This is a genomic window from Rhabdaerophilum sp. (assembly GCF_046092605.1).
GTDB lineage: Bacteria > Pseudomonadota > Alphaproteobacteria > Rhizobiales > Beijerinckiaceae > Rhabdaerophilum.
The window spans coordinates 1-26,156 of sequence record NZ_JBJTDY010000084.1; the positions used below are offsets into that span (position 1 = coordinate 1).

Here is a 26,156-nt window from a genome sequence, read left to right on the forward strand (position 1 = left end):
TTCGAACGGGACCGGAACGAATCACAATCGAATCGGCGACTCTCCCTGAGTCACGGTTTGTTCACGCACAAGATGTGGCTGAGTCATTCGGCATCTCTCCCAGATCTTGTGATTCTGCTCGACTCTGCGCAAGACTCGCCAGGGTACCGCTCGACTCTCGCGCCGAGTCGGACAGAATCTCCTGTCAAGTGAAACATGCGCGAAATCATGGTTAATACTTGTTTGCGAGGGCAACGCATCTTCTGGCATGGCTGTATTAGGAATTGGTGCGGATGCGGAACGAACCATCGACGAATCAGACTTCCGCATTCGTGGATCTTTTCCGGCAAAATGCGACGAATCGTATTTTAATCATTAATAACAATGGCTTAGATGATCAGAAGAGCAGGAAAGCGCGCAGCCTGCTGCCCCTGCGGATCTCAAACGCCCGCGCGCAAAACGCATGCACGGCGTTAAAGCCTTGTGCCGATCTGGAGCGTTATCGCGGGCTCGACTGGAAGCGCCGGGCTTCGATGACCGAGGTTCCGACCATGGTGCGCACCGAGATGCGATAGGGCATCAGCGCCCGCCCGCCATTCACCGGCGCGAGCCAGGTATCGATGTTGCGATTCTCGGTCATGAATTTCACCGCCCGCCGATCCGGCCGGTGGCCTGCCACGGGCACGTAGCGCGCGGTGCAGACGAGCACCGGACCGACATAGCCATCCTCCGCCTGGACGTTGCGAATGCCTGCGAAGCTCAGCACCACATCGAAGCGCTGCGTGCCATCGAAAACCGGGAGGCGACGCTCGCAATTTGCGCTGTCGAGCGGGTTTCCATTCAGCACAGGCATCACCAGCGCGCTGATGGGATCGATCACGCCCTGCCTGTGCTGGTCCCGCAAGGCGATTCGCCCCTCCATCGGCAATGCGAGCGGCGGTTCGATGATCACGCCGCGGACATTGCCACCGGAAGCCCCGATCTGGATGGTGCGCGAGGCGCTGCCATTCGTCGCAGTCACCGCGAAACCATTGGAGAGCGGCAGCGCCCCCCCAAGCCCGCCTCGGGCGGTGCCGGAACCGGAGCCATTCATCAGGGCGCCCACGAGGCCCGTGAGCGCGGCGCTGATATTGATGTTGTAGGAGCCGTTCTCCACCACGCCGGAGAGGCTGGCCCGCCCGATGGTGAGGCCGGCCAGCGTGATGGAATAGGTGGCATCCACTGTCCCGGCCCGCGTCTCGCTGGCGGCCAAACCCAGCATGAGCCCGGCGAGGGCGATCGGCACGGAGCGCTTCCGCAAGGCGTTCATTCGTTCTGCCTGCCCCTGCATCGCGCCCTTTTGGCGCGGGTGGACGCCCCCCGCGCCCGAAAATCCCTTGCGCTGCCTGAATACCGGCTGAAGCGCGAAACGGGTAGACACTCTTGAACGCAAGCGTGATTCGGCGCAACTCTGCGCTTTCGTCGCGCCGCGCGCTTCACGGTTGACCCGGCGAATGGCTTCGACTATACGGCCTTTCTCGATTTCCCGAACCCACGCGACGGATGGCGGGTGCGACAGCACGTCTCCCGGCGATTGGGTTGTCCTCCGCCCCTGTGGCGAGACCTGAAGGATCAAGTCCATGGCGCGTCGTTGCGAACTCACGGGCAAGGGTGCCCTGGTTGGCCACAAGGTCAGCCACTCCAACCGGAAGACGAAGCGTCGCTTCCTGCCGAACCTCGTCAACGTGACCCTGATGTCGGATGCGCTGAGCCGTTCGGTCCGCCTTCGCGTCTCGGCCAACGGCCTGCGCACCGTGGAGCATCGCGGCGGTCTTGATGCCTTCCTGCTCAAGGCGGGCGAGGCCGAATTGTCGCCGACCGCTCTCGGTCTCAAGCGCGAGATCGCGAAGAAGCTGAACGGCTGAGGCCTGTTTCACGGGCGAAGGATCAGGGCGGCTCCGGCCGCCTTTTTTGTTGCCTAGAGCATTTTCAAGCGAAGTGGGAACCGGTTCGCGTGAAGAAAATGCGATCAAGAAAAGAGAGAGCATTTTCCGACCAACCGGTATCCACTTCGCTTGAAAATGCTCTATTCGCGATAGGCGAAGCGTAGCGCGATGTTCCGCTGCAGGATCGAGAAATTGTTGTCGGACATCAGCGTGAGGATCGCCCTGCCATCGCTGGCGCGGTGGATCATCAGCACCTCCATGTTGTCGATCTGATAGGCCATGTTGGCTTCGATCAGCGTTTCGCCGTCGAGCACGGCGCCAGGCACGATGCGTGCGAGCGGTATCCGGCGGATGCGGAACGCGACACCCCAGAAGGGCGAGAAACGCCGCTCGAGAATGAGCATGTCTCCACCCGGCAGGAAGTTCAGGTCCGTGATGTCGAAATCACCGCTGCGCTGGACAGAAAAGGCGCTGGATTGCGTTCCGTTGATGATCCAGCCGGGAATGCGCTCCGAAGGCTGTCCATCTGGCGCCCGCTCGGCGACCGCGATGAGAGAACCGGCATGGTGCGAACGGGAAGGGAGGGTGCCCAGAGCCTCGATGCCCTGGTTCACGCCCAGCCGCCGCATCTCGTCCGGCGTCGGCACGAGCGTTCCCCGCCCCTGCGGCCCGTTCGGGCCGATCTCGAACCGCAGGATCTGGTGCACCCGCTCCACGCTCACGAAAAGCCGGTTGCCGATCCGTGTCATGCCTTCCGTGTCGAAGGAGCGCGTGCGCTTCATCCTGCGCCCGTCCGGCGCCATCATCGGTGCCAGGCGGACATTCTCGATCCCCAGAAGGCGCTCGGCGGAATCCGAGACGAAGCGACCGGCGATCCAGTGAGCCTGATCGGAAGCCGCGATGAAGCCCTTGCCATCCGGATCGATCACGCCGGAGGAAATGCCTCCGAATTCACGGAGATCCCCCTGCAATTCGAGGCCCCCCAGAAAGGTGAGCGGGCCGAATTCACGCCGCTCCGGCTCCGACACCGAAAAGCCGGAGAGGGGATGTGCCGTGACCCGCGTGGGTTGCCACGCGAAGCTTTCCGCCCCTTCCGCCCGCTGGGCGATGGCCCCGCGCGGAAATACCGCCAGGGCCGGCAGGGCGGCCAGCAGGCCGCGGCGCGAGAGCTTCGGCATCAGGCCGCGCGCCGGCCGCCGCCGCCCGCATCCTCGCTGAAAAGTTCGGCGAGCTTCTCGGTCATCACGCCGCCCAGTTCCTCCGCATCGACGATGGTTACCGCGCGCCGATAATAGCGCGTGACATCATGCCCGATGCCGATGGCGATGAGTTCCACCGGCGAGCGGGTCTCGATCGCCTCGATGACCTGCCGGAGGTGCCGTTCGAGGTAATTGCCGGAATTGACCGAGAGCGTGGTGTCATCCACCGGCGCGCCATCGGAGATCATCATCAGGATCTTGCGCTGCTCGGGCCGCGCAAGCAGGCGATTATGCGCCCAATCGAGCGCCTCCCCGTCGATATTCTCCTTCAGCAGCCCCTCGCGCATCATCAAGCCGAGATTGCGCCGCGCGCGCCGCCACGGAGCGTCCGCGCTCTTGTAGATGACATGGCGCAGATCGTTGAGACGTCCGGGATTGGCCGGCTTTCCGGCCTGAAGCCAGGCCTCGCGGCTCTGGCCCCCCTTCCATGCCTTGGTGGTGAAGCCGAGAATCTCGACCTTCACGCCACAGCGCTCAAGCGTGCGCGCGAGAATATCGGCGCAGGTGGCCGCGACCGTGATGGGCCGGCCACGCATCGAGCCGGAATTGTCGATCAGCAGCGTGACCACGGTATCGCGGAAATTCGTGTCCTTCTCGCGCTTGAAGGAGAGCGGCGCGAAGGTGCCGCGCATGTCGTCGATGATGACGCGCGTGAGGCGCGCAGGATCGAGCGTGCCTTCCTCCAGGTCGAATTCCCAGGCGCGGCTCTGCTGGGCCAGCAGCTTGCGCTGGAGGCGGTTGGCGAGCCGCGAGACCACGCCCTGGAGCGAGGAGAGCTGCTTGTCGAGATAGGCGCGCAACCGCTCGAGTTCCTCGGCGTCGCAGAGTTCCTCGGCTTCGATGGTCTCATCGAATTTGTTCGTGAAGGCCTTGTATTCGCTGGCTCCGCGGCCATTATCCGGTTTCTGGGGCTGGCGGGCGGCCTCGGCCGGCTCCTCCGCATCCACCATCTCGCTTTCATCAGGGTATTCGCCCGGCGGGGCATCGGCGGCTTCCTGCGCACCTTCCGCGCTTTCCTCGGAAAGCGCTTCGGTTTCCTGCATGTCGAAACCGTCCCGCTCCTCGGCCTCGCCGCTTTCTCCCTCCTGCGGCTCCTGCTCGCCGGCATCGTCCTGATCGTCGGATTGCTGATCCTCGTCGTCCGAGCCAAGCGGATCGCCCTCCTCAAGGCCCATCTGCACGAGCATCTGGTGCACGAGCTTCGAGAAGGCCTGCTGGTCCTGCACCTGCCCGGCGAGCAGGTCGAGTGTGGTGCCCGCCTTCTCCTCGATCCGCTCTCGCCAGAGATTGGTGAGCCTCTCGGCGGAGGGCGGCGGGGCGAGGCCGGTGAGCCGCTCGCGCACGAGCATCGCCATGGCGTCCTCGATCGGGGCATCGCCGATCTCCGAAACAGCCGCGAGATTGGCGCGGGCATAGCGATCTTCCAGCATGGCGCCGATATTGGTGCCGACGCCCATCATGCGCTGGGCGCCGATGGCATCGCAGCGCGCCTGCTCCACCGCGTCGAACACCTTGCGTGCTTCCGGAGGCTCTGGCGCCACCTTCCGGTGCAGCTTCTGATCATGCAAAGCGAGTTTCAAAGCGTAGCTGTCCGCATGGCCGCGCAGGATCGCGATATCCTTCGCGGAAGGCTTGCGCGGCGGCTCCGGCAGGCGGGCACGGGCCATCTCGCCGGCATCGATCAGCGAGGGGCGATCCGCCGCGAACTGCACCTCCACCTCCTCCTTGCCCGCCATGGCGCGCAGGGCCGAGGAGACCGCCTTCTTGAGCGGCTCCGTGGGGGAGTTCTCGGGCTGGCCCGGCTTGCGGTTCGAGATGAGGGTCATAATGTCTTGCTCAGCCAGTAGCAGGCATGCCCTTCGGGATAAGGAGAAATCTCCCCGAAAACCTGGTAGCCGCGCTTCTCGTAGAACGGGCGCGCCTGCCACGAATAGGTGGTGAGGTGCACGCCACGCGCTCCGAGCGAGCGGGCATGCCCCTCAAGCTCATCCATAACCTGCGAGCCGATATCGCGGCCGCGCAGGTCGTCTCTCACCCAGAAGAGATCGACATAGACCCAGCCGTGCCAGTAACGGCCCACGGCCCCGCCGACGATCACATCCCCGTCACGCACGCTGATCGAGACCGGCTGCCGGCCGCCATCTCCGCCCATTGCGGCCGTGTTGAAGGCGACGAGGCCGTCGAGCACCGCCTTGTGGACTTCTTCATGCCGGGTGTCGACTGCAACCGTGACCAAGGGCCGCACCTCAGCTCAGCGCGACATTCACCGCGCTTTCCTTCAGTTCCACGCCGAAGGAGCGCTGGTAGAATTCCGCCACCAGCTGCCGCTCCAGCTCGTCGCACTTGTTGAGGAAGGTGAGGCGGAAGGCCATGCCGAGATCGCCGAAGATCGCTGCGTTCTCTGCCCAGGTGATCACCGTGCGCGGCGACATGACGGTGGAGAGTTCGCCATTCATGAAGGCCTGGCGGGTGAGATCCGCCACGCGCACCATGCGGTTCACGATCTCGCGTCCTTCCTTGTTCTGGTACTGCTTCGCCTTGGAGAGGACGATATCCACCTCCTTGTCATGGGCGAGGTAGTTCAGCACCGTCACGATGGACCAGCGGTCCATCTGCGCCTGGTTGATCTGCTGCGTGCCGTGATAGAGGCCGGAGGTATCCCCCAGGCCCACCGTGTTGGCGGTCGCGAACAGCCGGAAGGCCTTGTGCGGGCGGATGACGCGGGATTGATCGAGCAGGGTCAGCCGGCCCGAGGATTCCAGCACGCGCTGGATCACGAACATCACGTCCGGGCGTCCCGCATCATACTCGTCAAAGACGAGCGCAATGTTGCGCTGGTAGGCCCAGGGCAGGATGCCGTCCCTGAACTCGGTGATCTGCTTGCCTTCCTTGAGCACGATCGCATCCTTGCCGACAAGATCGATGCGGCTCACATGGCTGTCGAGATTCACGCGGATGCAGGGCCAGTTGAGGCGTGCCGCCACCTGCTCGATATGCGTCGATTTGCCCGTGCCGTGATAGCCGGTGACCATCACGCGGCGGTTGAAGGCAAAGCCCGCGAGGATCGCGAGCGTGGTGTCGCGGTCGAACAGGTAATCGGGGTCGATCTCCGGCACGTGCTCGGAGGTCTTGGAATAGGCTGGAACCTGCATCTCGGTCTCGATGCCGAACAGCGCCTTGGCGCTGACCTTTGTATCCGGCTCGGCAGGGATCGCATCCGCCGGGTTCGCGCTCGCAAGGGCCGTCACAGACATTCATCACCTCCGGCTACCCCGATGGATTCGCCGTGTTCGTGGAAACGTTAGAATCAGCCTTCAGGCGAGGCCGACTGACTTCAAGTAATTATAGGCGTCGATGATGGCGCGCAATTTGTCCTCGCGCGACCTGTCCCCCTCATTAAGGTCGGGATGGAGGCGCTTGGCCATTTCCTTGAAGCGTCGTCGCACCAACGCCTTGTCGGCGGTTTCGTCAAGCCCCAACAATTCCAGAGCCTTCATCGCGGCCTTGCCGACGCGCACCCGCTTGCTTTCGGCCGCGGCTTCCTGGCGCATCCGGCGCAATCTCTCGATGCGCTCGCGCAGAAGCGCGGCGGAATCGATCTTCGAGGCCGCGCCGGGATCGGGAGCACCATTCACGCCGCTCTGCCAGGTCGGGCGATGGCCGGTCAGCGCGTCCTTCATGTAGGCTTGAACGGCGGCATCGGACATGCCGTTGAAATAATTGTAGGTCTGATTGTATTCGCGCACATGGTCGAGGCAGAAGAACAGGTACTGCCCCTCGTAGTCCCGGCCGCGCGGCGCGCGATACTCGCCCTTTCGCGCGCAAGCCGGGTGCTGGCATTGCAACGCATCCTCCGGCCGGGCTTCCTCTGCCACAGGCCGGGTTCGAACCTTGTCGAAAAGGGGCGAGTTGAGATTCATGAACCTCCATCAATACGAGCAACCCACCCCCTCCGGCAAGCCAACGTTGCGAGCGTGAGTGTCTTGGCGGCAAGTGCCGGTGACGCCTCCTTTGGGTGGCATAGCTTTTGGTCACCACTGCTCTTGCTCGGCTTTGGCCCGGGCGGTTTCGTCAGGCCGGCACCTCCGACAGGTTCACTCGCGGATTGTCGCTCATCGGCGCGATGGTTTCCGGCGTCATGGATCGGGCGCTCCGGTCGGCGCGCCCTGGGGCGTTACCGTCCCGAAGCGGCTTCAGCAGAACCGCAGCGGATGTCGATGCCGCCGATTGGCAGCAGGTCCCCGTTATTCCCTATCGAGCGTGGTTGGCGGATTTCTGGCATCCCTGCCTGAAGGATGATCTGCGGACCGGCCTTCAGGGACCGGCAGAGGCGGGCGCCGCTCGTTTTCGCCCAACGCTTTCGCAATGGTGCGTGCTCGACCCGGATTGCGGAAGGCTTCATAAGACCAATCCGCGTCTCCGACCGAACAGGATCATCGAATGTGACCGCGACGATGATTTCCCGCCGGTTGGGGCGTCCACGAAGTCGCAATCATCATCATCGTCACCATGAATGAGGGGGCGGGCTCCATGTCGTCGGCAGTCATGCAACTGGATGGCACATATGATTATATCGTGGTGGGTGCAGGCTCAGCGGGCTGTGTCGTTGCGAACCGCTTGTCAGCAGACCCGAATGTGCGGGTTCTCGTGCTCGAGGCAGGCGGACAGGATAACTGGATCTGGTTTCACATTCCCGTGGGCTATCTCTTTGCTATCGGCAACCCGCGCTCGGACTGGATGTTCGAGACCGAAAGCGAGCCCGGCCTCAATGGTCGCTCGCTCCGATATCCGCGCGGCAAGGTGATTGGCGGGTCTTCAGCCATCAATGCCATGATTTCGATGCGCGGGCAGTCTGCCGATTATGACGGCTGGCGTGACCGCGGACTTACCGGTTGGGGCTGGAATGATGTCCTCCCGATCTTCCGGCAACTGGATGATCATTTCCTCGGCGAAACGCCGCATCATGGCGTGGGTGGCGAATGGCGCGTTGAAGCGCCTCGTCTGTCCTGGGAGGTTCTGGATGCGGTCTCGCGGGCGGCAATTGAAATGGGCATCCCGGCAACGCCTGATTTCAACACCGGCGACAACACGGGGGTCGGCTATTTTCATGTCAACCAGAAACGCGGCCTCCGTTGGTCGGCGGCGCGTGGCTTCCTGAAGCCGGCGCTGAAACGCCCGAACCTGAGGCTGCTCACTGGCGTATTGGTCGAGCGCATCCTCATGGAGGGGAAGCGCGCGGTCGGCGTCCGGTTTCGTGACCGCGAAAGGATATTCGAAGCGCGCGCCTCGCGCGAGGTCATCCTGTCTGCCGGCGCGATCGGCTCGCCGCATTTGCTGCAGCTCTCCGGCATCGGACCCGCCGCCGAACTGGCTGCATTGGGCATCATGCCGGCGCTCGATGCGCCCGGCATCGGCCGCAATCTCCAGGACCATCTCCAGCAGCGGGCCATCTATCGCGTCGATGGTGTCAGGACCTTGAACGAGACCTATCACTCCTGGCTCGGAAAGTTGGGCATCGGACTCGATTTCGCCCTCCGCCGACGCGGCCCGATGACAATGGCGCCCTCGCAACTTGGCATTTTCACCTCGTCCTCGCCGGATATCGCGCGCCCAAACCTGCAATTCCATGTCCAGCCGCTCAGTCTCGACAAGTTCGGCGATCCGCTGCACCGGTTTCCCGCCATCACCGTGAGCGCCTGCAATCTCCGCCCGACCTCGCGCGGGGAGGTGCGCCTCCGGTCGCCGGACCCCGCCGCCAAACCGATCATCGCACCGGCCTATCTTTCGACCGAGGATGACAGGCAGGTCGCCGCCGATGCGATCCGCATGACGCGCCGGCTGATGCGCCAGCCCGCGCTCGCGCGCTATAATCCCCGCGAGCATGTGCCGGGCCCTTCCGTTGGCGACGCGCCCGACGAGCTCGCCAAGGCAGCCGGAGACATCGGAACGACAATCTTCCATCCGGTGGGCACGGCAAAAATGGGGTTACCGTCCGATCCCATGGCGGTGGTCGACCATCGGCTCAAGGTCATCGGCCTTGATGGATTGCGTGTCATCGATGCTTCGGTGATGCCCACCATCACCTCCGGCAACACCAACACCCCGACAATCATGATCGGGCACAAGGGCGCGGAAATGGTGATCCGGAATTCCTGATGCACAAAGCCGGGTCAGGAAACGGAAGGCCGTGTTGCGGGAAGCAGTTGCGGACGCGCTTCGTGAACCCATCCGAGCATCTCGTCGATGACGGTCCGAATGCGGAGCAGATGTGCCAGGCCATTGCTGAAGCTGAGGTAATAGGTTCGGACGATCCTGATTCCGGGGGCAACGCGCACGAGGCGTTCTTCCTGCGCGGCCATGTAGTCCGGCAGGACCGCGACGCCATGGCCTGCGAGCGTCATCATATACTGGGCGACGATGTTGGTGCTGGTCAGCCGCGGTTGCAGATGCTCGGAAATCTCGTTCAGATAATCGAGTTCCTGGACATACAGGAGATCCTTGATATAGCCGATGAACGGGACACGCTGCAGGTCGTCGACCGACTCGATTGCGCCGTGCCGATCAAGGAAGGCCTTCGACGCATAGACGCTGAGCGAATAGTCGGTGAGCTTCCGGCAGGTCAGGTGCCCCTGCGAGGGGAGCGTGAAGCCGATGGCGATGTCCGCCTCGCGCTTGGAGGGATTGAGGACCTGCGGCATCGCGACAAGTTCGATATCGAGATCGGGATAGCGTGTCGAAAAGGCCCCCAAACGGCTGGCCAGAAAGAACATTCCCAGCCCATCCGGGGCTCCGATCCGGACGCTGCCGGACAAGCGAACATCGGCGCCGGAGACCGCGCTTGCAGCGACCAGCCAGCTTGACTCGATGTCCTCGGCAAAGGGCAGCAGCTCCTGCCCTTTGCCGGTCAGCTGGAAGCCGGTCGGTGGCCGCTCGAAGAGCTTGGCCGCAAGCGCCTTCTCGAGCGCGGTGATCCGCCGCTCCACCGTCGAGTGGTTCACCCCCAGATGCTTCGCTGCCGCTGTAAGCCGCCCACTGCGCGCCACCGCGAGGAAATATCGCAGGTCATTCCAGTCACCGCCCTTGCCGCCGCTCATTCTTGCGCAACCACTTCGCGATTTGACCAAGTTCCCACGCGCAAAGCGACCGTGCAGAATTAGGTTTGTCAAGGTCGGTGCAAAAGCGCGCGGTCCGGAAATCGCCCGATCGACCAAGAGAACCACAGCGCCTGCCGGCGTTGAACGAAACAAGGGGAGAAACGAATGGCTGCTTGGAAAAAGAGGGCGATTGCGGTCGCGTTAGGCGGCGCACTGGCCGCATCAACGGGATTGGCAAGGGCTCAGGAGATTGACACCGTGCGCTGGGGAATCCCCATGGCGTTCGGATCGAACTTGGTGGCTCTGGGCGACACCATGCCCTGGGTGAGCCAGCAACTCGAGCGGGTCTCGAGCGGGCGCATCCGGCTGCAGGTCTTCGAACCGGGCAAGCTGATTCCGGCGCTCGCGGTCTTTGACTCCGTCAGCCAGGGCAAGGTCGAGGCGGGCTACAGCTGGATGGGCTACGAGATCGGCAAGGTGCCGGCCTCGGCCCTGTTTGGCGCCGTGCCATTCGGCATGGAGAGCCCGCAATTCGCCGCTTGGATGTACTTTGGCGGCGGTGATCAGCTGCTGAAGGAGGTGTTCCACCCCCACAAGGTCCATCCGATCTTCTGTGGCACGATCAGCCCCGAGGCTGCCGGGTGGTTCCGCAAGGAGATCAATACCGTCGCCGATCTTCAGGGATTGAAGTTCCGCGCCGCCGGTCTTGGCGGGCGCGTCTATCAGAAAGTGGGTGCCTCGGTGACGCTGATACCGGGGGGCGAGCTGTTCCAGGCGCTGGAAAAGGGCGTGCTGGATGGCACGGAGTTCTCGCTGCCGACGGTGGACGAACAGCTCGGCTTCCACAAGGTCGCCAAGTACTACTACCTGCCGGGATGGCATCAGCCGTCGACCAACCAGTTCCTGTATGTCAACCTCGACCAGTGGAACCGGCTGAAGCCTGCGACGCAGGCGATGATCGAGATGAGTTGCACGGCAGGTGTCGCCATGGCCCTGGCCAAGGCCGAGGCCCTGCAGGGCGCCATGCTCGAAAAATTCGAGAAGGATGGTGTCAACGCCCGCAAGGTCAGCCCTGAACTCCTGGCTGCCTTCAAGAAGGCGTCAGACGAGGTGCTGGCCGAGGAAGCTGCCAAGGACCCGATGTTCAAGAAGGTCCTCGACAGCATGGTCGCCTTCCAGCGCCAGAACGCCAAATGGCATGAGTTCGGCTTCCTGCCGCGCGACTTCAAGCGTTGAGGTGGGCGGGTCCATGGCGCAGGCTCAACATACAGACGGTACTGCGGTGGCCGGATCCTCCGGCCTTGTCCTGCCGAGCACCCCATTCTCGCGCAGCGCGGACCGCGTCATCGCCTGGATGGGCGAAGCAGCGTCGTGGCTCTGGACCATCCTGATGTTGCTGATCGTAGCGCAGGTGATCCTGCGCTACGTCTTCTCGATCGGCTCGATCAAGATGGAAGAGATGCAATGGCATATCTTCGCCGTCGGGTTCATGTTGGGTCTGGCCTTCACGGAGATCGCGGAGCGGCATGTGCGTATTGACGTGCTGGCCGAACACTGGCCGCAGCGGCGGCGTCTCTGGGTCGAACTCTTCGGGATCCTGTGTTTCCTGCTGCCGATGTGCGCGATCATCCTGTGGTTCGCGGTGCCTTTCGTCATCACGTCCTGGCAGCTCCATGAAGTCTCGGCCGCGCCCGACGGGCTGCCGTTCCGATGGCTGCTGAAGTCCTTCATCGTCTCGAGCTTCGCGCTTCTTGCGCTTGCGGGGCTTTCGCGGCTCAGCCGCGTCCGCGCCGCGCTGCGCCCGGGCCATTGATCGCGCTTTCGCCGTCGAGCGTCTCATTCATCATCTGATCGGGGGGCGGAACGTGCCCGTTTACGAGATCATCGTCATCGTTTTCCTCGTTGCCTTTATCGGATCGCTTTTCACGGGCTATCCGATCGCCTGGCTGCTGGGCGGGCTTTCCCTGCTGGTTGGTGCAGCGGCCTTGGCCCTCAACGCCTTCGGCGTTGACACGTTCCTGCTGACCAGCTGGCAGAAATTCGGCGCCATCATCGACCGTATCGATGCGGTGATGTCGAACTGGGTGCTCGTGTCGCTTCCGATGTTCGTTTACATGGGCCTGATGCTCGACCGATCGGGCGTCGCCGAACTGATGATGACGAATTTCGTCAAGGTCTTCGGTCGACTTCGCGGCGGTCTGGCCATCACAGTCATCCTGATCGGGATCATCCTCGCGGCTTCGACGGGGATCGTGGGCGCGTCAGTGGTCCTGCTTGCGACGCTGTCGCTGCCGATCATGATGCAGAGCCGCTATTCCAAAGAGCTGTCGGCCGGCGTTGTCGCCGCCTCCGGTACGCTCGGCATCCTGATCCCGCCATCGATCATGCTCGTTCTGATGGCGGACCAGATCTCGGTCTCGGTCGGCGATCTGTTCATGGGCGCGCTGATCCCGGGCGTCATGCTGGGCCTCATGTACATCATCTACGTTATCCTTGTCGGCATCCTGACGCCGTCAAAGGTTCCCCCGCCGCCCGCCGCGCCACCCTTGACCGGCAAGGAAATCTGGGCGGCCATCCTTGCAACGGTGCCGACCGGCGGCCTGATCCTTGCGGTGCTCGGGGCCATCTTCTTCGGCATCGCCACGCCCACCGAGGCCTCGGGCATCGGCGCCTTCGGTGCGACGCTGCTCGCTGCGGCCAACCGCAAGCTTGATCTGAAGGTCATCCGGCGTGTCGGCATCGAGACCACGCTGACGACCTGCTTCATTTTCGGCATCTTTATCGGTGCGACGATCTTCGCCTTCGTGCTGCGGATGCTCGGCGGCGACGAATTGATTGCTGATGCGCTGAAAAGCTTGCCCTTCGGACCGACCGGCATCGTCATCTTCATCCTGTTCGTGGCCTTCGTCGCCGGCTTCTTCCTCGACTGGCTGGAGATCGTGCTGATCATCCTTCCGCTCGTCGCGCCGGTCATCAAGGCGCTGGGCTTTGACATGGTCTGGTTTCTGGTGGTGCTTGCGGTGATGCTCCAGACCTCCTTCCTGACACCGCCGGTCGGCTTCTCGCTCTTCTACCTGAAGGGCGTCGTGCCGAAGGAGATAACGACGCGACATATCTATGTCGGCATTATCCCGTTCGTGATCATCCAGCTGATCGCCGTGTTGCTGTGTTTCCTGTTCCCCGAGATCATCACCTGGTTGCCGAAAAAGATGTACGGCTCTTGAGGGGATTCATCAGGCTGGCCCCGGAGGAGAACTGGGTCTCAGGTCGTCATCGGTCGAAAGTCGAGTTTGCTCGACGCCGTGAATGGCCGTTCTTCTTTACCGCGAAAAGTTCGTGGTTCTGACCGTGAATGGCGCTCCCAAGGGGATTCGAACCCCTGTTACCCACGTGAGAGGCGGGTGTCCTGGGCCTCTAGACGATGGGAGCACGAGACGCGTTGCTATAGGGGCTGGCGCGGGATATCGCAAGGCCTTCGATGCGGGGCCGTCTTGCCGCCGCGATGAGAGCGCCATGGCACGCCGTGAATTCCGTTTCGAGCCTCAGGATGCCGGAAAGCGCCTCGACAAGGCGCTGGCCGGGCGGCTCGACGGTTTTTCGCGCGGGCGTATCCAGCAGATGATCGCGGAATCCCGTGTGCAGTTGAACGGCACGATCGAGATCAACGCTGCGAAAAAGCTCGCGGGCAATGAGGCGGTGATCCTCGATGAGCCCCCGCCGGTGGCGGCAACGCCGGTTCCCCAGGCCATTCCGCTGACGATTCTCCATGAGGATGCGCATCTCATCGTCATCGACAAGCCGGCGGGGCTCGTGGTCCACCCCGCCGCGGGCCACGAAACCGGTACGCTGGTGAATGCGCTGCTCGCCCATTGTGGCGAGAGCCTCTCGGGCATCAATGGCGTCTTGCGCCCCGGCATTGTCCATCGGCTCGACAAGGATACATCGGGCGTCATGGTCGTCGCGAAATCGGATCGTGCCCACAGGGGCCTTGCCGAACAATTTGCCGATCACGGCCGCACGGGGCCGCTGGATCGCGCCTACCGCGCCATTTGCTGGGGTGCCTTCGAGCGGAAGGCGGGCTGCATCGACGCGGCGATTGCCCGCTCGCGCCAGAACCGCGAGAAGATGGTGGTCAGCCGTGCCGAGGAAGCGCGCTTCGCCATCACGCATTATCAGGTTCTCGACGAGAGCGCGGGCGAGGCGAGGGCGGTGGCAAGCCTCGTCTCCTGCCGCCTTGAAACGGGGCGCACGCACCAGATCCGCGTGCATCTCGCCCATATCGGGCACCCGCTGCTGGGCGATGCGCTCTATGGCTCGGGCTTCCGAACGCGCGAGCCGCTTCTCGCGCCCGGCGCGCGATCCGCGTTGGCGAATCTTGCCCGGCAGGCGCTTCACGCCGAGTTGCTCGCCTTCGAGCACCCGGTCACCGGTGAGGAAATGCGCTTCGAGACAAAGCCACCGCCGGATTTCATGGCCCTGGAGCGGGAGCTTTTCGGCCCTTGAGACATCGCTTGAGGTGGGTGGCGGAGGCGGCGAATGCAAGGCCGATCGCTTAAGCGTGATTTCTGCCTTGCTTTTGCCACGAGCGCGATGTGCTATAAACAACGTGCCGTCGTGGGTGTTTCACCGCGATGATCTGGGTCGCCATTCTGGGGCCCGAAGGAGGAAAAATGTCCAACGTCGCTTTGCCCGTCCTGTCGGGTGAGGGTGGTCTTTCCCGATACATCACCGAAGTGCGCCGTTTTCCGGTTCTCAAGCCGGAAGAGGAATTCATGCTCGCCAAGCGCTATCAGGAGCATGAGGACCCGCGCGCCGCGCACCGTCTCGTTACCTCTCATCTTCGTCTCGTGGTCAAGGTCGCGATGAGCTATCGCGGCTATGGCCTGCCCATGGGGGATGTCGTTTCCGAAGGCAATATCGGCCTGATGCAGGCCGTGAAGCGCTTCGACCCGGACAAGGGCTTCCGCCTCGCGACCTACGCGATCTGGTGGATCAAGGCGTCGATCCAGGAATACATCCTGCGTTCGTGGTCGCTCGTGAAGATGGGCACCACCGCGAACCAGAAGAAGCTGTTCTTCAACCTGCGCAAGGCCAAGAGCAAGCTTTCGGCCCTGGGCGAGGGGGATCTGCGCCCCGATCAGGTGAAGCTCATTGCCACCCGTCTCGGCGTGGAAGAGCACGAGGTGGTGGAGATGAACCGCCGTCTCGGCGGCGATTCCTCGCTCAATGTCTCCATGAAGGAGGATTCGACCTCCGAATGGCAGGACATGCTGGTGGACGAGAGCGACAACCAGGAAATGCTGGTTGCTCGTTCCGAAGAGAACGAGAACCGCCATCTGGCCCTGGGGCAGGCGCTCTCCGCGCTCAATGCGCGCGAGCGCCGCATCTTTGAGGCGCGTCGCCTGCTCGACGAGCCGCTGACGCTGGAGGCGCTTTCGGAGGAGTTCGGCATCTCCCGCGAGCGCGTGCGGCAGATCGAGGCCCGCGCCTTCGAGAAGGTGCAGCAGGCGGTGATGAAGAACATCCGCGAGATCGAATCCGTGCACTGAACCTCATGCCGGTTTTCACCATGAGAAGAGCGCCGCAAGGCGCTCTTCTCGTTTCAGGCGGGAGGCAGGCCAAGCGCTTTGATCAGATCGACGAGCGGCTCCGCGCCTTCATCGATGCACAGCCGATTCTCTCCTTGGCCTGTCGCGCGCTCAGGAACATGACAAGCATCAATGCATTGCCGACGGGGCTTTGCGAAAGGCGGGCGGCGCGCTGAGAGCGGGCGTCACTTCCAGGTCGCAAGCGCCTCGTTCACCGCGCGTTCGCCGGGCGGGCCCTTCTCGATCAGGAAGGCTGCGCGACGCCCCGTGGCGAGGCGCACGTCAAACACCATCCAGCGCTGGAAGCGGAGCAGGTTCAGATTCCGCTGGATGGCGGCCTCGCTGTTGTCGAGGCCCATCAGGAACACATTGTCCTGGATCGGCACCAGCGGCCCGGCGAGGGTTGGTCCGGTCTGACTTTCAAGCTCGCGCCACTCGATCGGGCTCATTTCGCGCACCGGCGGCATTGCGTTGCGTGGATTGAAGGTAACGAAGAAGGTATGCGAAGCCGGGATTGTCTTGTCGGTGTTGCGCGAGAGAATCATGTCGATGGAGAGGCCCGCAGCGGCATATTCCACCTGCACGCGCAGTATCTTTTCGCCTGATCGGGAAGCTGGATCGACCGCGAAGCTCCAGTTGGCGACGCCTTCGAACTGGCTCGGTGCCGTTCCTTGCGTCTCCAGCACCATGAAGGCGCGGCTCGCGACAGGGGCCGGCGGGCGCGCCTCGACGGGAGAGGAAGCCGAGCCGCCGGTGGCTGGCGGAGGGTTCGCGGGCGGCGTTTGCGGAACGCGGGCAGGCGTCGTTTCGGACGGAGCCGAGGAGAGCCGGCCCTCGCGCTTCGCGGCGTCGCTCTCGTTGGACTGCGGGGCTTCCATCGGGCGAATGCCGCCCTGTCCGAAGTGCGCTAGGTCTTCCTTCTTGAGATAGGCGAAGGTGCCCATGACGGCGATGGCCACGCTACCGGCGACAGCCCAGAAGCCGAGCTTTCTCCGGCCCTTTTCGGTCTCCTCGCGGCTGGCGATGCGCGGCCGTTCCGGCCCGCGCGAACGCGGGGGCTGCAAGCCCATCGCCGCCTCATCGCCTTCTGCCACCCCCGACAGCCGCGCGGCGTTTGCCGGTCCTTCCACCGATGGGCCCGATCGTTCCGCCGAAGCCTCGGCGAGGATCGACTGAGACGGCAGTGCCGTGAAATCCGCCTCGATGCGCAGGATCACGTCATCGAGCGCGAGGGTCTCGCTAAGGATTTCCTCCTCGCCCAGCGGAGGATCGAGGCTGCGCAACTGCCGTTCCAGCGCTTCTCTCGCCCGCTGATAGACGGCGTGTCGCCTGGCCGGATCGCGATCCGGCAGCGTGGCAATGGCGCGGGTGATAAGGGGATAATAATCGGCCATGGACGCTTTCTGATCAGCCCTCGAACGGATTTTTCATCAGAATCGTATCATCCCGCTCGGGGCTTGTGGAAAGCAGGGTCACGGGCGCCCCGATGAGCTCCTCGATGCGACGCACATATTTTACGGCCTCCGCCGGAAGATCCGCCCACGAACGGGCCCCCGCCGTGGAACCAGACCAGCCCGGAATGGTCTCATAGACCGGTTCCACCCGCTTCTGTGCCGATTCGCTTGCCGGAAGATGCTCGATCACCTGGCCATCGAGGCGATAGCCTTTGCAGAACTTGAGCTCCGGCAGGCCGTCCAGCACGTCGAGCTTGGTCAGCGCGATGCCGTTGATCCCGTTGATCTTGATCATCTGCCGCGCAATCACCGCATCGAACCAGCCGCAGCGACGCGGGCGGCCTGTCACCGTGCCGAATTCGCGGCCGCGCGTGCCGATCTGCTTGCCGGTCTCGTCGAAGAGTTCGGTGGGGAAGGGGCCCTCGCCGACACGGGTCGTATAGGCCTTCAGAATGCCGAGAACATAACCGATCGAGGAAGGTCCCATCCCCGAGCCCGCCGAGGCCTGGCCCGCCACCGTATTCGACGAGGTGACATAGGGGTAGGTGCCGTGATCAATATCGAGCAGGGCACCCTGCGCGCCCTCGAACAGGATGCGCTTGCCCTCGCGGCGGGCATGGTCGAGCACATCCCAGACGCGATCCATGTAGGGCAGGATCTTCGGCGCGATCTCCATGAGCATGCCGCGCAGGGTTTCCGGCGCGATCTCTTCGAGGCCGAGGCCGCGGCGCAGGGCATTGTGATGCGCGAGCAGGCGCTCGATCTTCGGCATCAGCGCATCGGGTTCTGCGAGGTCCTGCACGCGGATGGCGCGGCGGCCCACCTTGTCCTCATAGGCCGGGCCGATACCACGCTTCGTGGTGCCGATCTTCGTGCCCGTATTGGCATTCTCGCGGAATCCATCGAGTTCGCGATGCAGCGGCAGGATCAGCACCGCATTATCCGCGAGCTTCAGGTTCGCGGGCGTCACCGCCACGCCCTGTGAACGCAGGCGCTCGATCTCGTCGATCAGCGCGGTGGGGTCCACCACCACGCCATTGCCGATCACCGAGAGCTTGCCGCCCCGCACGATGCCCGAGGGCAGAAGGCTCAGCTTGTAGACCACGCCATCGATGACGAGGGTGTGGCCCGCATTGTGGCCGCCCTGATAGCGCACCACGATGTCGGCCTGTTCGGACAGCCAATCGACGATCTTGCCCTTGCCCTCGTCGCCCCACTGGGCGCCGACCACGACAACATTGGCCATGCTGACCTCGAATTCTCATGGGCCGACCGATGACGACCCTTCTTTTTCAGGAGTCGCGATAAAGGAAGGCAGAGCCGGGGTAAAGGCGAAAGCCCGCTTCCACGGCCAGGGGATTGAGAGGCGATGCCTTTTCAGCGCGGCAGCGGCTGCGGCCTCAAAGTCTTTCCTTGCGGCCAGCGCACCCGCCAGGCCGTGACGATGGCCTTCGCCTCCTGCGGGGCGAGCGCCAGGTTCCACGCCACCACGCCGCGCCGATCCTCGACATTCTCGACATCCGGCCTCGTCATTTCCGGCAGGCGCTCGATGCTGATGGCCTGATCCTCGCTGATCGGCAGGCGATCGAGCAGTTGCAAAGCCACCGGGAAGGCGTGGAGATTGCGGATATCCGTGCGGAAACGATGATCTTCCGTGCGGTTGGAGCCGAAAATGCCGGGGTCGCGCGCCTCCCTCTGCAGGGGCACGCGGGTGATCTTCACGCGCTCATCCGCACCGAAGCCGAGTTCGACCCTATCGCCGCCGGCAATGGCATGGACACGGGCGCGCCCGATGAACGCGCCATCGCGGGAGAGCAGCACCTCGCCCGGCAGAAGGGGCGCGTCGCCCTTCAGGGTGAAGCTGGCTTCGAGATAGGCCGTGGGATCAAGCAAGGGCGCGGCCTTGTGCTGAAGCTTCGGCTCGAACACTTCGCCCGCGAGCCGCAGGCTGCGCTCCTCATTGCCCGAGGGAAGTGTGATGTTGCCGGGCACCATGAATTCGGCATGGAAGGGGCTGGTCGCAAGCTGCGCCTGCTGTTCCTCGGCAGGCTCCATCCGTTCAGCGGCCATTCTCTGCCGACGATCCTTCTGTTCGCCCATCGCGAGCTGATCAGAAGCCGGTGCGGCAGCCATGGGCACGGGCAGCGGGCGGGGCGGGGGCGGTTCGTGGAAGCCGAGCCGCTCGCTCCCCGGAACGGGTGCCGCCGTGCCGCGCTGCACGCGCAAGGTGGAGAGCGCCACCTTCGCCTCGCGCCAATCCTCGCCGGTGCGCTGGCGGATGAGCGCGCGGCGCGTGAGTTCCAGCACGGGCTTCGCGCCGCGCGTATCGAGCCGGGCATCGTAAACCGGCCGCCAGGAAGCACCCGCCACGCGATAGGACACCGTGAGCGTTGCCCTGAGCGCTTCCGGCGCTTCCACGGCGATGGCGGCCACCCGGCGCGGGTTCCGGGCGCCGGGCTCGCCGAGCGCGGCTTCGAGCGCGGTGATTTCCTCGGCGATCCTCGCTTCCTCGATGCGCAACCCGCGGATTTCGTCATTCAGGGCCTGCGTGGTCTTGCCGACCGCATCGACCGCGTTGAGCCAGCTCTCGAGATCGAGCGGCCTGCCGTCCTTTGGCGCGGGATCACCCTGGGCCAGGCGCTGCACCATGGCCTTGCGGGTTTCCGCGCTGTCCATGCGATCTGCGTTTCGATCGCGCGCCTCGCGCTTGGCCTTCAGGCGCGCCTCAAGCTCGGCATCGGCCCTGGCTTCCGCGACGCCCACGCGCAGGTCGATGCCGCCCAGCATCAGCCGGCCATTGCCGCTCGCCTCCACCCGGAGCGAGGCCGGGTCGGCGGTCATCGGCAAATCGGGCAGGAGAACATCATGGCTGCCGGCCGGCAGGTCGATCGAGAGACTGCGCGTGACAATTGCGGCATCGGGATAGAGCGTGACCCGCTCGATGCGCGAGCGCGCCTCGATCGTCGCTGCATGGGCCGGGACCGCCGCCAGACCAAGGGGCGCGATCAGACCGAGCGCGCGGCCGAGCCGCGGAAGGCTGGAAGCCGGTCGAGCTTTGGCCATGGTTCGGATACCCCCCGGAGAAGAAGCCGCAGCTTGCGGCAACCCATTCTCGACCGCTCAATGCCGGCAAAGCTGTGGCGTCACGCGGGCGCTTTCACGCCGCATCGCTCTGGCTGGCTTCTGCCTTGCACCACGCGACGAAATTCGCGATCTCCGTCCGCCGCTGGATCGGGTCCACCACATCCGCATTCAGGCCAAGGCGCCAGCAGATATCCCGGCGCGGCTCGGCATCGAGCGCCACGAGATCGGCTGAATAGGCGCTGCTCTGGGCCTTGTCCACGAAGAAGCCTTCCGACACGAGATCACCCGCGCGCTGGTCGAGAATATAGGCCAGCACCGAATGGACATATTCCGGGTGATATTGCACGCCCCAGAAAGTGCCGCCCTGATAGCGGATTTCCGCCGCCTGGACGCGGCTGACGGCGTTCGAGGCCAGCAATGTGGAATCCGCTGGCAAGGCCGCGACCTCGTCGAGATGCGAGCAAGGCGCATCGAAAAGGGCCGGCCGACCCGCGAGGAGCGCATGGCGCGCGCCATCGACCGTCGGCGCGATGCGACGGGCATAGCCGAACTCGCGGCCGCGTGGGTTCTTCTGCACATGGCCGCCCGCCGCCACCGCCGCCACCTGCAAGCCCCAGCACGAGCCAAAGAACGGCACGCCGCTGCGGAAGACCTCCCGCGCAAGCTCGATCTGGCGGATTGATTCCGGTTCGCGCTTCCAGATATGCAGCGGCGAGCCAGTGATGGCGACTCCATCGTAATCGGCGAGGATCGCGCCTTCGGGCAGTTTGCCGCCGGGATCCGCCGGGCAGACGATATCGAAACTGCCCCCGCCCGCCACCTGAACGAGTACATCACCATAATGCTGCGCGGGCGTGCGGCCGAGCGCCTCACGATAGCGTTCGCGGGCCGGAGCGGGGCTGCCTTCCATCACAAGGAAGCGAAGGGACATGAAAGAGCCTTTCGGAAAGCGCGGGAAACCGATACCGATCCTATCTTCCCTCTTTGATTACGCTTCGCAATCCCCGAATAAAGACATGCCCAACGCTTTCCGCGCTCTTTATGCGAATCCCTATGTGATGCTCGGCCTCACCATGTTCTTCTGGGGCGCGCACGCGGTCGTTGCGCGTTTCTCCGTGGGGCAAATCTCGCCCATGGTGCTGACGGCCGGGCGTTGGCTGGGCGTGGCGATCCTGCTCGTCACGTTCTGCCGGCCGGATGTTCGGGAGGGGATCACGGCGCTGAAGCGCTATCCCCGCTTCATGATCCTCATGGGCACATTGGGTTACACCGTCTTCAATGTGATGATGTACCAGGCCGCGCAATTCACCACGGCGGTGAACATGTCGCTGTTGCAGGGTGCCATTCCCATCTGCGTTCTGCTCGGAGCCTTCCTGCTCTACCGGACTCCAGTAAGCGGCGTGCAGATCATCGGCGTCGCGATCACGATCCTTGGCGTGGTTCTGGTGGCGACGAATGGCCATCCCGAGCGCCTGCGCGAATTGCAGTTCAATGCCGGTGACATCCTGATGATCATCGCCTGCGCCTTCTATGCGGGTTACACTGTGAAGCTGAAGGAGCGCCCGGCCATGAGCGGTCCGGTTTTCTTCACGGCCCTGGCGATGGTGGCGGGCGTGGCCTCCATTCCCTTCCTGATCGGCGAGATCATCGCCGGCAAGGCGCAATTGCCGACCCTGCAGGGCTGGGCGGTGCTGGCTTTCGTGGCGGTTTTCCCGAGCTTCCTTTCGCAGATTTTCTTCATGCGCGGGGTGGAGCTGATCGGTCCGGGCCGCGCGGGCATCTTCACCAATCTCGTGCCGGTCATCGGCGCGGGGCTCGCGGTGCTCTTTCTGGGCGAGCCCTTCGGCTGGCACCATGCGGCGGCGCTCGTGATGGTGCTCGGCGGCATCGCGATCGCCGAGCGTGCCAGGCGGGCGTGAATCGAGGGCCAAAAAAGGCGGCCTTGCGGGCCGCCTTCGGACTTGGATGGCAAGGCGTGGAATTCAGAACATCAGCCGGTTCGCGCGCTTCACATGCGGGATGGCCTTGATGGCCGCGAGCACTTCATCCGAGATCGAATCGTCGACCGCGACGAAGCAGATGGCATCACCCCCCGGCTTGTCGCGCCCCAGATTGAAGGTCGCGATGTTGATGGCCTTCTCGCCCAAGAGCGAGCCGAACCGGCCGATGAAGCCCGGCTTGTCGTCGTTGCGCACATAGAGCATGTGGGGCGCGAATTCCGCATCCATCTTGATGTCGCGGATCTCGACGATGCGCGGCAGGCCATCCGAGAGCACCGTGCCGGCGGCATGGCGGATGGTGTCCTCCGCCTCGACATAGATCTTCACGCGGCTCTCGAGGTTCTCCGGTGCATCGCGGGTGATGGCTTCCACCGCGATGCCCTTGTCCTTCGCGATCGCTTGCGCATTGACCATGTTGATGCCCGGCTTGAAGGGGCGCAGCACGCCTGCCACCGCCGCTGCCGTGATGGGCCGGGTGTTGAGTTCGCCCACCTTGCCTTCATAGGCGATGCGGATGCCCTTGATATGCGCTTCGGTGAGCTGACCGATGAACGAGCCGAGTTTCTCGCCCAAAGCCACGAAGGGCTTCAGTTTCGGCGCATCTTCCGCTGTGATCGAGGGGAAGTTCACCGCATTGGTGATGGCGCCGGCGAGCAGATAATCCGACATCTGCTCGGCCACCTGCAGGGCGACGTTCTCCTGCGCTTCGGAGGTCGAGGCACCGAGATGCGGCGTGCAGATCACGTTCTCGAGGCCGAAGAGCGGGTTGGTCTCGGCCGGCTCCACCGAGAACACGTCGAAGGCCGCGCCCGCGACATGGCCGGACTTGATGGCTTCCGCCAGCGCTTCCTCGTCGACAAGGCCGCCGCGCGCGCAGTTGATGATCCGCACACCCTTCTTCGTCTTCGCGAGCGCCTCGCGGGAGAGGATGTTCCTGGTCTGCTCGGTCATCGGCACGTGAAGCGTGATGATGTCCGCGCGGGCGAGCAGCTTTTCGAGTTCAACCTTCTCCACGCCCATCGCGACGGCGCGCTCCGGGGTGAGATAGGGATCATAGGCAATGACCTTCATGCCGACGCCGATCGCCTTGCGGGCGACGATGGAGCCGATATTGCCTGCGCCGACGAGGCCGAGGGTCTTGGCTTCCAGTTCCACGCCCATGAAGCGGTTCTTTTCCCACTTGCCGCCCTGCGTCGAGATATCCGCCGCCGGGATCTGGCGGGCCAGCGCGAACATCAGCGCGATCGCGTGTTCGGCGGTGGTGATGGAATTGCCGAAGGGCGTGTTCATCACGATCACGCCCCGTGCCGTGGCGGCGGGAATGTCCACATTGTCAACGCCGATGCCGGCGCGGCCGATCACCTTGAGGTTTTTCGCACTTTCGAGAAGTTTCGCCGTCACCTTGGTCGCCGAACGGATGGCGAGGCCGTCATATTCGCCGATCATGGCGGCGAGCTTGTCCTTGTCCTTGCCGAGATTGGCATCGAAGGTCACGTCGATGCCGCGATCCTTGAAGATCTGCACGGCGGCGGGAGAGAGGGCGTCGGAAATCAGAACGCGGGGTTTGGGCATGGGATCACCTCGAGGTGTCGTTCCCGACGGGCCGCAGGACCCGGGCGGGAATCCAAATGGAAAGATGGGGAAGAAAAGGTTCCCGTTCGCGCCTTTCGGCGCGCCGGGAAATTCAGCGTCGGCTCAGCTGAGCTTCGCGAGTTCGGTGGCGAAGGCGTATTCGATCCAGGGCCGCAGCGCCTTCACGTCGCGCGCCAGCACGGTCGCGCCGCACCAGATCCGGAGTCCCGGAGGCGCATCGCGATAGGCGCCGAGATCGAGGCCGGCGCCGGCCTTCTCGATGATGCCCACCACGGCCTTGGCGAAAGCTGCCTGCTGCTCCGCCGACAGAGCTGTCACCTTCGGATGCGTGAACTTCAGGCACACGCTCGTGTTGGAGCGGGTCTTCGGCTTCGCGGCCAGGAAGTCGATCCAGTCATTGGCCTTCACGAAATTCGCGATCACGCGGGCATTGGCGTTGGCGCGCTTCATCAGGCCTTCGAGGCCGCCCACCTTCTTTGCCCAGAGGAGCGCGTCGATGTAATCCTCGACGCAGAGCATGGAGGGAGTATTGATCGTCTCGCCCTCGAAGATGCCCTCGATCAGCTTGCCGTTCGAGGTGAGGCGGAAGATCTTCGGCAGCGGCCAGGCCGGCTTGTAGCTTTCGAGGCGTGCAACCGCGCGCGGAGAGAGGATCAGCATGCCATGCGCCGCTTCGCCGCCCAGCACCTTCTGCCAGGAGAAGGTGGTGACATCGAGCTTCGGCCAATCGAGATCCTGCGCGAAGGCAGCCGAGGTGGCGTCACAGATCGTGAGCCCCTCGCGGTCGGCGGCGATCCACTCGGCATCCGGCACGCGCACGCCCGAGGTGGTGCCGTTCCAGGTGAAGACGATGTCGCGCTTCCTGGTGTCGACCTTCCTGAGGTTCGGCAATTCGCCATAGCCGGCGGTCACGACTTCCGCGTCGGCGAGCTTCAGCTGCTTCACCGCATCGGTCACCCAGCCATCGCCGAAGGATTCCCAGGCGAGCAGCGTTACCGGGCGGGCGCCCAGCATCGTCCACATCGCCATTTCCACGGCACCGGTATCCGAGGCTGGAACGATGCCGATCTTGTAATTGGCCGGGACCTTCAGGATTTCGCGCGTCAGGTCGATGGCGAGCTTCAGCTTCGCCTTGCCGATCTTCGCACGATGCGAGCGGCCGAGAGGCGCGTCGTTCAGGGCTTTGAGGGACCAGCCAGGGCGCTTGGCGCAGGGACCGGAAGAAAAATTCGCAACGCGCGGAAGCGCGGCAGGCGCGGTCTTCGTCATCAGCAATGTCTCCATCCTTGCAGATGGGTGTCTTCCGTTGGGGGAAGATGACCCGCGCCGGAGCTACGCCTGTTTTGCGACAAATACAACCGCTTCTCGGCAAAAAGGGAAAATCTTTCTGCCATGCCTGCTCGCACTCCAACAAGAAAGGCGCGGATTTCTCCGCGCCTTCGGGATGGTCGAAAGGGTGGCGCCGCTCAGTATCTGCGAGCCAGCGGCCCCGGGGCATAGGCGATCGGCGCATCCGCAAAGACATAGCGCAGACCAACCTTGAGGTCGTGGCTCTCGAGGTTCCTGATCCTGGCGTTGAGGTTTGCGCAGGGCCCCGTACAGACGATGCGGCCGGTGGTGACGTCGCCGATATGGAGGTAGCGATAGGCCGCCTCGGCCTTGATGTTCGTCGTCAAATCATAGCCGAAGCCGGCATGGATCGCCCAGGCGAAGCGGGTCTCGGTCCTGTTCGAAGCCGAACCCGAGCCGCCGGCGAAGGCACCGAAGCCGGCCTCCCGCACGTTCGACATCATCATCGTCGCGAAGCCGATGCCGCCACCAAAGAAAGGCGTGATGCGATTCCAGGTGCCGAGATCGACATAGGCGTTGGCTAGACCGACGACACCCGACAGGTTGCCCCTGGTGATGTTCCAGCCGACCGGGTTGGGCGCCGGCAGGCCGGTGACCTCTCTCGTCGTCGAGAACCGGGACGATGCGCGATACTCGATCGTGGCATCCGTTCGGAAGAACGGGTTGAACTGGTAGCCGACGCCGACACCGACGAAAGCGACCGATTTCAGCGAGCTTTGCAACGTTGAGGAATTGGCGACCGGGGGAACCAGATCCAGCCTGCTGTAGTCCTGCAAGGCGGCACCCACATCGCCGCGCAGATAGAAGCCGCTGCCGACATCAATCTGGGC

General features: G+C 63.8%; 22 protein-coding genes and 1 tRNA gene. 8 read left to right on the forward strand and 15 right to left on the reverse strand.

The genetic code is table 11. The annotated features are described in order from the left end of the window. Positions 1 to 478: 478 nt before the first annotated feature. The gene (locus ACKODO_RS06825) at positions 479 to 1,288 is read right to left on the reverse strand and encodes a DUF3108 domain-containing protein (protein ID WP_408982697.1); all 810 of its coding nucleotides are present in this window, start codon (positions 1,286 to 1,288) and stop codon (positions 479 to 481) included. A 310-nt stretch (positions 1,289 to 1,598) separates the two neighbouring features. On the opposite strand from ACKODO_RS06825, the gene rpmB reads away from it, so the two are divergent. Continuing rightward, the gene (gene rpmB, locus ACKODO_RS06830) at positions 1,599 to 1,883 is read left to right on the forward strand and encodes a 50S ribosomal protein L28 (RefSeq protein WP_408982698.1); all 285 of its coding nucleotides are present in this window, start codon (positions 1,599 to 1,601) and stop codon (positions 1,881 to 1,883) included. A gap of 161 nt (positions 1,884 to 2,044) precedes the next feature. On the opposite strand, the gene ACKODO_RS06835 is transcribed toward rpmB, so the two are convergent. From ACKODO_RS06835 to ACKODO_RS06855, 5 genes are read right to left on the reverse strand one after another with little or no spacing between them, the layout of a single operon-like run. Further along, the gene (locus tag ACKODO_RS06835) at positions 2,045 to 3,082 is read right to left on the reverse strand and encodes an esterase-like activity of phytase family protein (RefSeq protein WP_408982699.1); all 1,038 of its coding nucleotides are present in this window, start codon (positions 3,080 to 3,082) and stop codon (positions 2,045 to 2,047) included. Beyond that, positions 3,082 to 4,989 carry a cobaltochelatase subunit CobT gene (cobT, locus tag ACKODO_RS06840; protein ID WP_408982700.1) on the reverse strand — a complete coding sequence of 636 codons (1,908 nt, stop codon included), beginning with the start codon at positions 4,987 to 4,989 and terminating at the stop codon, positions 3,082 to 3,084. The genes ACKODO_RS06835 and cobT overlap by 1 nt, the downstream gene beginning before the upstream one ends. Beyond that, positions 4,986 to 5,399: a GNAT family N-acetyltransferase gene (locus ACKODO_RS06845; RefSeq protein WP_408982701.1), complete on the reverse strand. Its 414-nt coding sequence runs from the start codon at positions 5,397 to 5,399 to the stop codon at positions 4,986 to 4,988. The genes cobT and ACKODO_RS06845 overlap by 4 nt, the downstream gene beginning before the upstream one ends. A 10-nt stretch (positions 5,400 to 5,409) precedes the next feature. After that, positions 5,410 to 6,417: a cobaltochelatase subunit CobS gene (gene cobS, locus ACKODO_RS06850; protein WP_408982702.1), complete on the reverse strand. Its 1,008-nt coding sequence runs from the start codon at positions 6,415 to 6,417 to the stop codon at positions 5,410 to 5,412. A gap of 60 nt (positions 6,418 to 6,477) precedes the next feature. Next, on the reverse strand, positions 6,478 to 7,083 hold the full coding sequence (locus tag ACKODO_RS06855) for a J domain-containing protein (RefSeq protein WP_408982703.1): 606 nt from the start codon (positions 7,081 to 7,083) through the stop codon (positions 6,478 to 6,480). Positions 7,084 to 7,693: 610 nt separating this feature from the next. Here ACKODO_RS06855 and ACKODO_RS06860 point away from each other — a divergent pair. Continuing rightward, positions 7,694 to 9,319, forward strand: a complete 1,626-nt coding sequence (locus ACKODO_RS06860) for a GMC family oxidoreductase (protein ID WP_408982704.1) — start codon at positions 7,694 to 7,696, stop codon at positions 9,317 to 9,319. 14 nt (positions 9,320 to 9,333) lie between these two features. On the opposite strand, the gene ACKODO_RS06865 is transcribed toward ACKODO_RS06860, so the two are convergent. After that, entirely contained in the window at positions 9,334 to 10,257 is a 924-nt protein-coding gene (locus ACKODO_RS06865; RefSeq protein WP_408982705.1) for a LysR family transcriptional regulator, read from the reverse strand. A gap of 165 nt (positions 10,258 to 10,422) precedes the next feature. Here ACKODO_RS06865 and ACKODO_RS06870 point away from each other — a divergent pair, with 165 nt between their 5' ends. The 3 genes from ACKODO_RS06870 to ACKODO_RS06880 are packed head-to-tail and all read left to right on the forward strand — an operon-like array spanning position 10,423 to position 13,481. Next, the gene (locus ACKODO_RS06870) at positions 10,423 to 11,493 is read left to right on the forward strand and encodes a TRAP transporter substrate-binding protein (protein WP_408982706.1); all 1,071 of its coding nucleotides are present in this window, start codon (positions 10,423 to 10,425) and stop codon (positions 11,491 to 11,493) included. A 13-nt stretch (positions 11,494 to 11,506) separates the two neighbouring features. Further along, complete coding sequence (locus tag ACKODO_RS06875; RefSeq protein ID WP_408982707.1) at positions 11,507 to 12,070, forward strand: TRAP transporter small permease subunit; 564 nt, start codon at positions 11,507 to 11,509, stop codon at positions 12,068 to 12,070. A gap of 52 nt (positions 12,071 to 12,122) precedes the next feature. Further along, positions 12,123 to 13,481, forward strand: coding sequence for a TRAP transporter large permease subunit (locus ACKODO_RS06880; RefSeq protein WP_408982708.1), 1,359 nt, complete (start codon positions 12,123 to 12,125; stop codon positions 13,479 to 13,481). A 129-nt stretch (positions 13,482 to 13,610) separates the two neighbouring features. Here the strand turns inward: ACKODO_RS06880 and ACKODO_RS06885 are convergent. Then, a tRNA-Glu gene (locus ACKODO_RS06885) sits at positions 13,611 to 13,686 on the reverse strand. Positions 13,687 to 13,770: 84 nt separating this feature from the next. Here ACKODO_RS06885 and ACKODO_RS06890 point away from each other — a divergent pair. Beyond that, on the forward strand, positions 13,771 to 14,760 hold the full coding sequence (locus ACKODO_RS06890; protein WP_408982709.1) for an RluA family pseudouridine synthase: 990 nt from the start codon (positions 13,771 to 13,773) through the stop codon (positions 14,758 to 14,760). A 167-nt stretch (positions 14,761 to 14,927) separates the two neighbouring features. After that, positions 14,928 to 15,806: an RNA polymerase sigma factor RpoH gene (gene rpoH / locus ACKODO_RS06895; RefSeq protein WP_408982710.1), complete on the forward strand. Its 879-nt coding sequence runs from the start codon at positions 14,928 to 14,930 to the stop codon at positions 15,804 to 15,806. A 224-nt stretch (positions 15,807 to 16,030) separates the two neighbouring features. On the opposite strand, the gene ACKODO_RS06900 is transcribed toward rpoH, so the two are convergent. From ACKODO_RS06900 to ACKODO_RS06915, 4 genes are all read right to left on the reverse strand, one after another. After that, positions 16,031 to 17,239: a hypothetical protein gene (locus tag ACKODO_RS06900; RefSeq protein ID WP_408982711.1), complete on the reverse strand. Its 1,209-nt coding sequence runs from the start codon at positions 17,237 to 17,239 to the stop codon at positions 16,031 to 16,033. A 13-nt stretch (positions 17,240 to 17,252) separates the two neighbouring features. Next, positions 17,253 to 18,545 carry an adenylosuccinate synthase gene (locus ACKODO_RS06905; RefSeq protein ID WP_408982712.1) on the reverse strand — a complete coding sequence of 431 codons (1,293 nt, stop codon included), beginning with the start codon at positions 18,543 to 18,545 and terminating at the stop codon, positions 17,253 to 17,255. 131 nt (positions 18,546 to 18,676) lie between these two features. Beyond that, complete coding sequence (locus ACKODO_RS06910) at positions 18,677 to 20,362, reverse strand: mucoidy inhibitor MuiA family protein (RefSeq protein ID WP_408982713.1); 1,686 nt, start codon at positions 20,360 to 20,362, stop codon at positions 18,677 to 18,679. A gap of 94 nt (positions 20,363 to 20,456) precedes the next feature. After that, positions 20,457 to 21,314, reverse strand: coding sequence for a type 1 glutamine amidotransferase (locus tag ACKODO_RS06915; protein ID WP_408982714.1), 858 nt, complete (start codon positions 21,312 to 21,314; stop codon positions 20,457 to 20,459). An 85-nt stretch (positions 21,315 to 21,399) separates the two neighbouring features. On the opposite strand from ACKODO_RS06915, the gene ACKODO_RS06920 reads away from it, so the two are divergent. After that, complete coding sequence (locus ACKODO_RS06920; RefSeq protein WP_408982715.1) at positions 21,400 to 22,302, forward strand: DMT family transporter; 903 nt, start codon at positions 21,400 to 21,402, stop codon at positions 22,300 to 22,302. A 63-nt stretch (positions 22,303 to 22,365) separates the two neighbouring features. Here ACKODO_RS06920 and serA read toward each other — a convergent pair whose 3' ends face one another. The 3 genes from serA to ACKODO_RS06935 form a co-directional block, all read right to left on the reverse strand. Continuing rightward, complete coding sequence (gene serA / locus ACKODO_RS06925; RefSeq protein ID WP_408982716.1) at positions 22,366 to 23,955, reverse strand: phosphoglycerate dehydrogenase; 1,590 nt, start codon at positions 23,953 to 23,955, stop codon at positions 22,366 to 22,368. 123 nt (positions 23,956 to 24,078) lie between these two features. Continuing rightward, entirely contained in the window at positions 24,079 to 25,245 is a 1,167-nt protein-coding gene (locus tag ACKODO_RS06930) for a phosphoserine transaminase (protein WP_408982717.1), read from the reverse strand. A 197-nt stretch (positions 25,246 to 25,442) separates the two neighbouring features. Beyond that, positions 25,443 to 26,156 (reverse strand): outer membrane protein (locus ACKODO_RS06935; RefSeq protein WP_408982718.1); only part of this gene is annotated, 714 nt, incomplete at its 5' end.

What these genes read in the sequence shown, in the direction of transcription:
- ACKODO_RS06825 (WP_408982697.1), bottom strand. Translation starts at nt 1,288, where the DNA reads ATGAACGCCTTGCGGAAGCGCTCCGTGCCGATCGCCCTCGCCGGGCTC.
- rpmB (WP_408982698.1), top strand. Translation starts at nt 1,599, where the DNA reads ATGGCGCGTCGTTGCGAACTCACGGGCAAGGGTGCCCTGGTTGGCCAC.
- ACKODO_RS06835 (WP_408982699.1), bottom strand. Translation starts at nt 3,082, where the DNA reads ATGCCGAAGCTCTCGCGCCGCGGCCTGCTGGCCGCCCTGCCGGCCCTG.
- cobT (WP_408982700.1), bottom strand. Translation starts at nt 4,989, where the DNA reads ATGACCCTCATCTCGAACCGCAAGCCGGGCCAGCCCGAGAACTCCCCC.
- cobS (WP_408982702.1), bottom strand. Translation starts at nt 6,417, where the DNA reads ATGTCTGTGACGGCCCTTGCGAGCGCGAACCCGGCGGATGCGATCCCT.
- ACKODO_RS06855 (WP_408982703.1), bottom strand. Translation starts at nt 7,083, where the DNA reads ATGAATCTCAACTCGCCCCTTTTCGACAAGGTTCGAACCCGGCCTGTG.
- ACKODO_RS06860 (WP_408982704.1), top strand. Translation starts at nt 7,694, where the DNA reads ATGTCGTCGGCAGTCATGCAACTGGATGGCACATATGATTATATCGTG.
- ACKODO_RS06865 (WP_408982705.1), bottom strand. Translation starts at nt 10,257, where the DNA reads ATGAGCGGCGGCAAGGGCGGTGACTGGAATGACCTGCGATATTTCCTC.
- ACKODO_RS06870 (WP_408982706.1), top strand. Translation starts at nt 10,423, where the DNA reads ATGGCTGCTTGGAAAAAGAGGGCGATTGCGGTCGCGTTAGGCGGCGCA.
- ACKODO_RS06875 (WP_408982707.1), top strand. Translation starts at nt 11,507, where the DNA reads ATGGCGCAGGCTCAACATACAGACGGTACTGCGGTGGCCGGATCCTCC.
- ACKODO_RS06890 (WP_408982709.1), top strand. Translation starts at nt 13,771, where the DNA reads ATGGCACGCCGTGAATTCCGTTTCGAGCCTCAGGATGCCGGAAAGCGC.
- rpoH (WP_408982710.1), top strand. Translation starts at nt 14,928, where the DNA reads ATGTCCAACGTCGCTTTGCCCGTCCTGTCGGGTGAGGGTGGTCTTTCC.
- ACKODO_RS06900 (WP_408982711.1), bottom strand. Translation starts at nt 17,239, where the DNA reads ATGGCCGATTATTATCCCCTTATCACCCGCGCCATTGCCACGCTGCCG.
- ACKODO_RS06905 (WP_408982712.1), bottom strand. Translation starts at nt 18,545, where the DNA reads ATGGCCAATGTTGTCGTGGTCGGCGCCCAGTGGGGCGACGAGGGCAAG.
- ACKODO_RS06910 (WP_408982713.1), bottom strand. Translation starts at nt 20,362, where the DNA reads ATGGCCAAAGCTCGACCGGCTTCCAGCCTTCCGCGGCTCGGCCGCGCG.
- ACKODO_RS06915 (WP_408982714.1), bottom strand. Translation starts at nt 21,314, where the DNA reads ATGTCCCTTCGCTTCCTTGTGATGGAAGGCAGCCCCGCTCCGGCCCGC.
- ACKODO_RS06920 (WP_408982715.1), top strand. Translation starts at nt 21,400, where the DNA reads ATGCCCAACGCTTTCCGCGCTCTTTATGCGAATCCCTATGTGATGCTC.
- serA (WP_408982716.1), bottom strand. Translation starts at nt 23,955, where the DNA reads ATGCCCAAACCCCGCGTTCTGATTTCCGACGCCCTCTCTCCCGCCGCC.
- ACKODO_RS06930 (WP_408982717.1), bottom strand. Translation starts at nt 25,245, where the DNA reads ATGACGAAGACCGCGCCTGCCGCGCTTCCGCGCGTTGCGAATTTTTCT.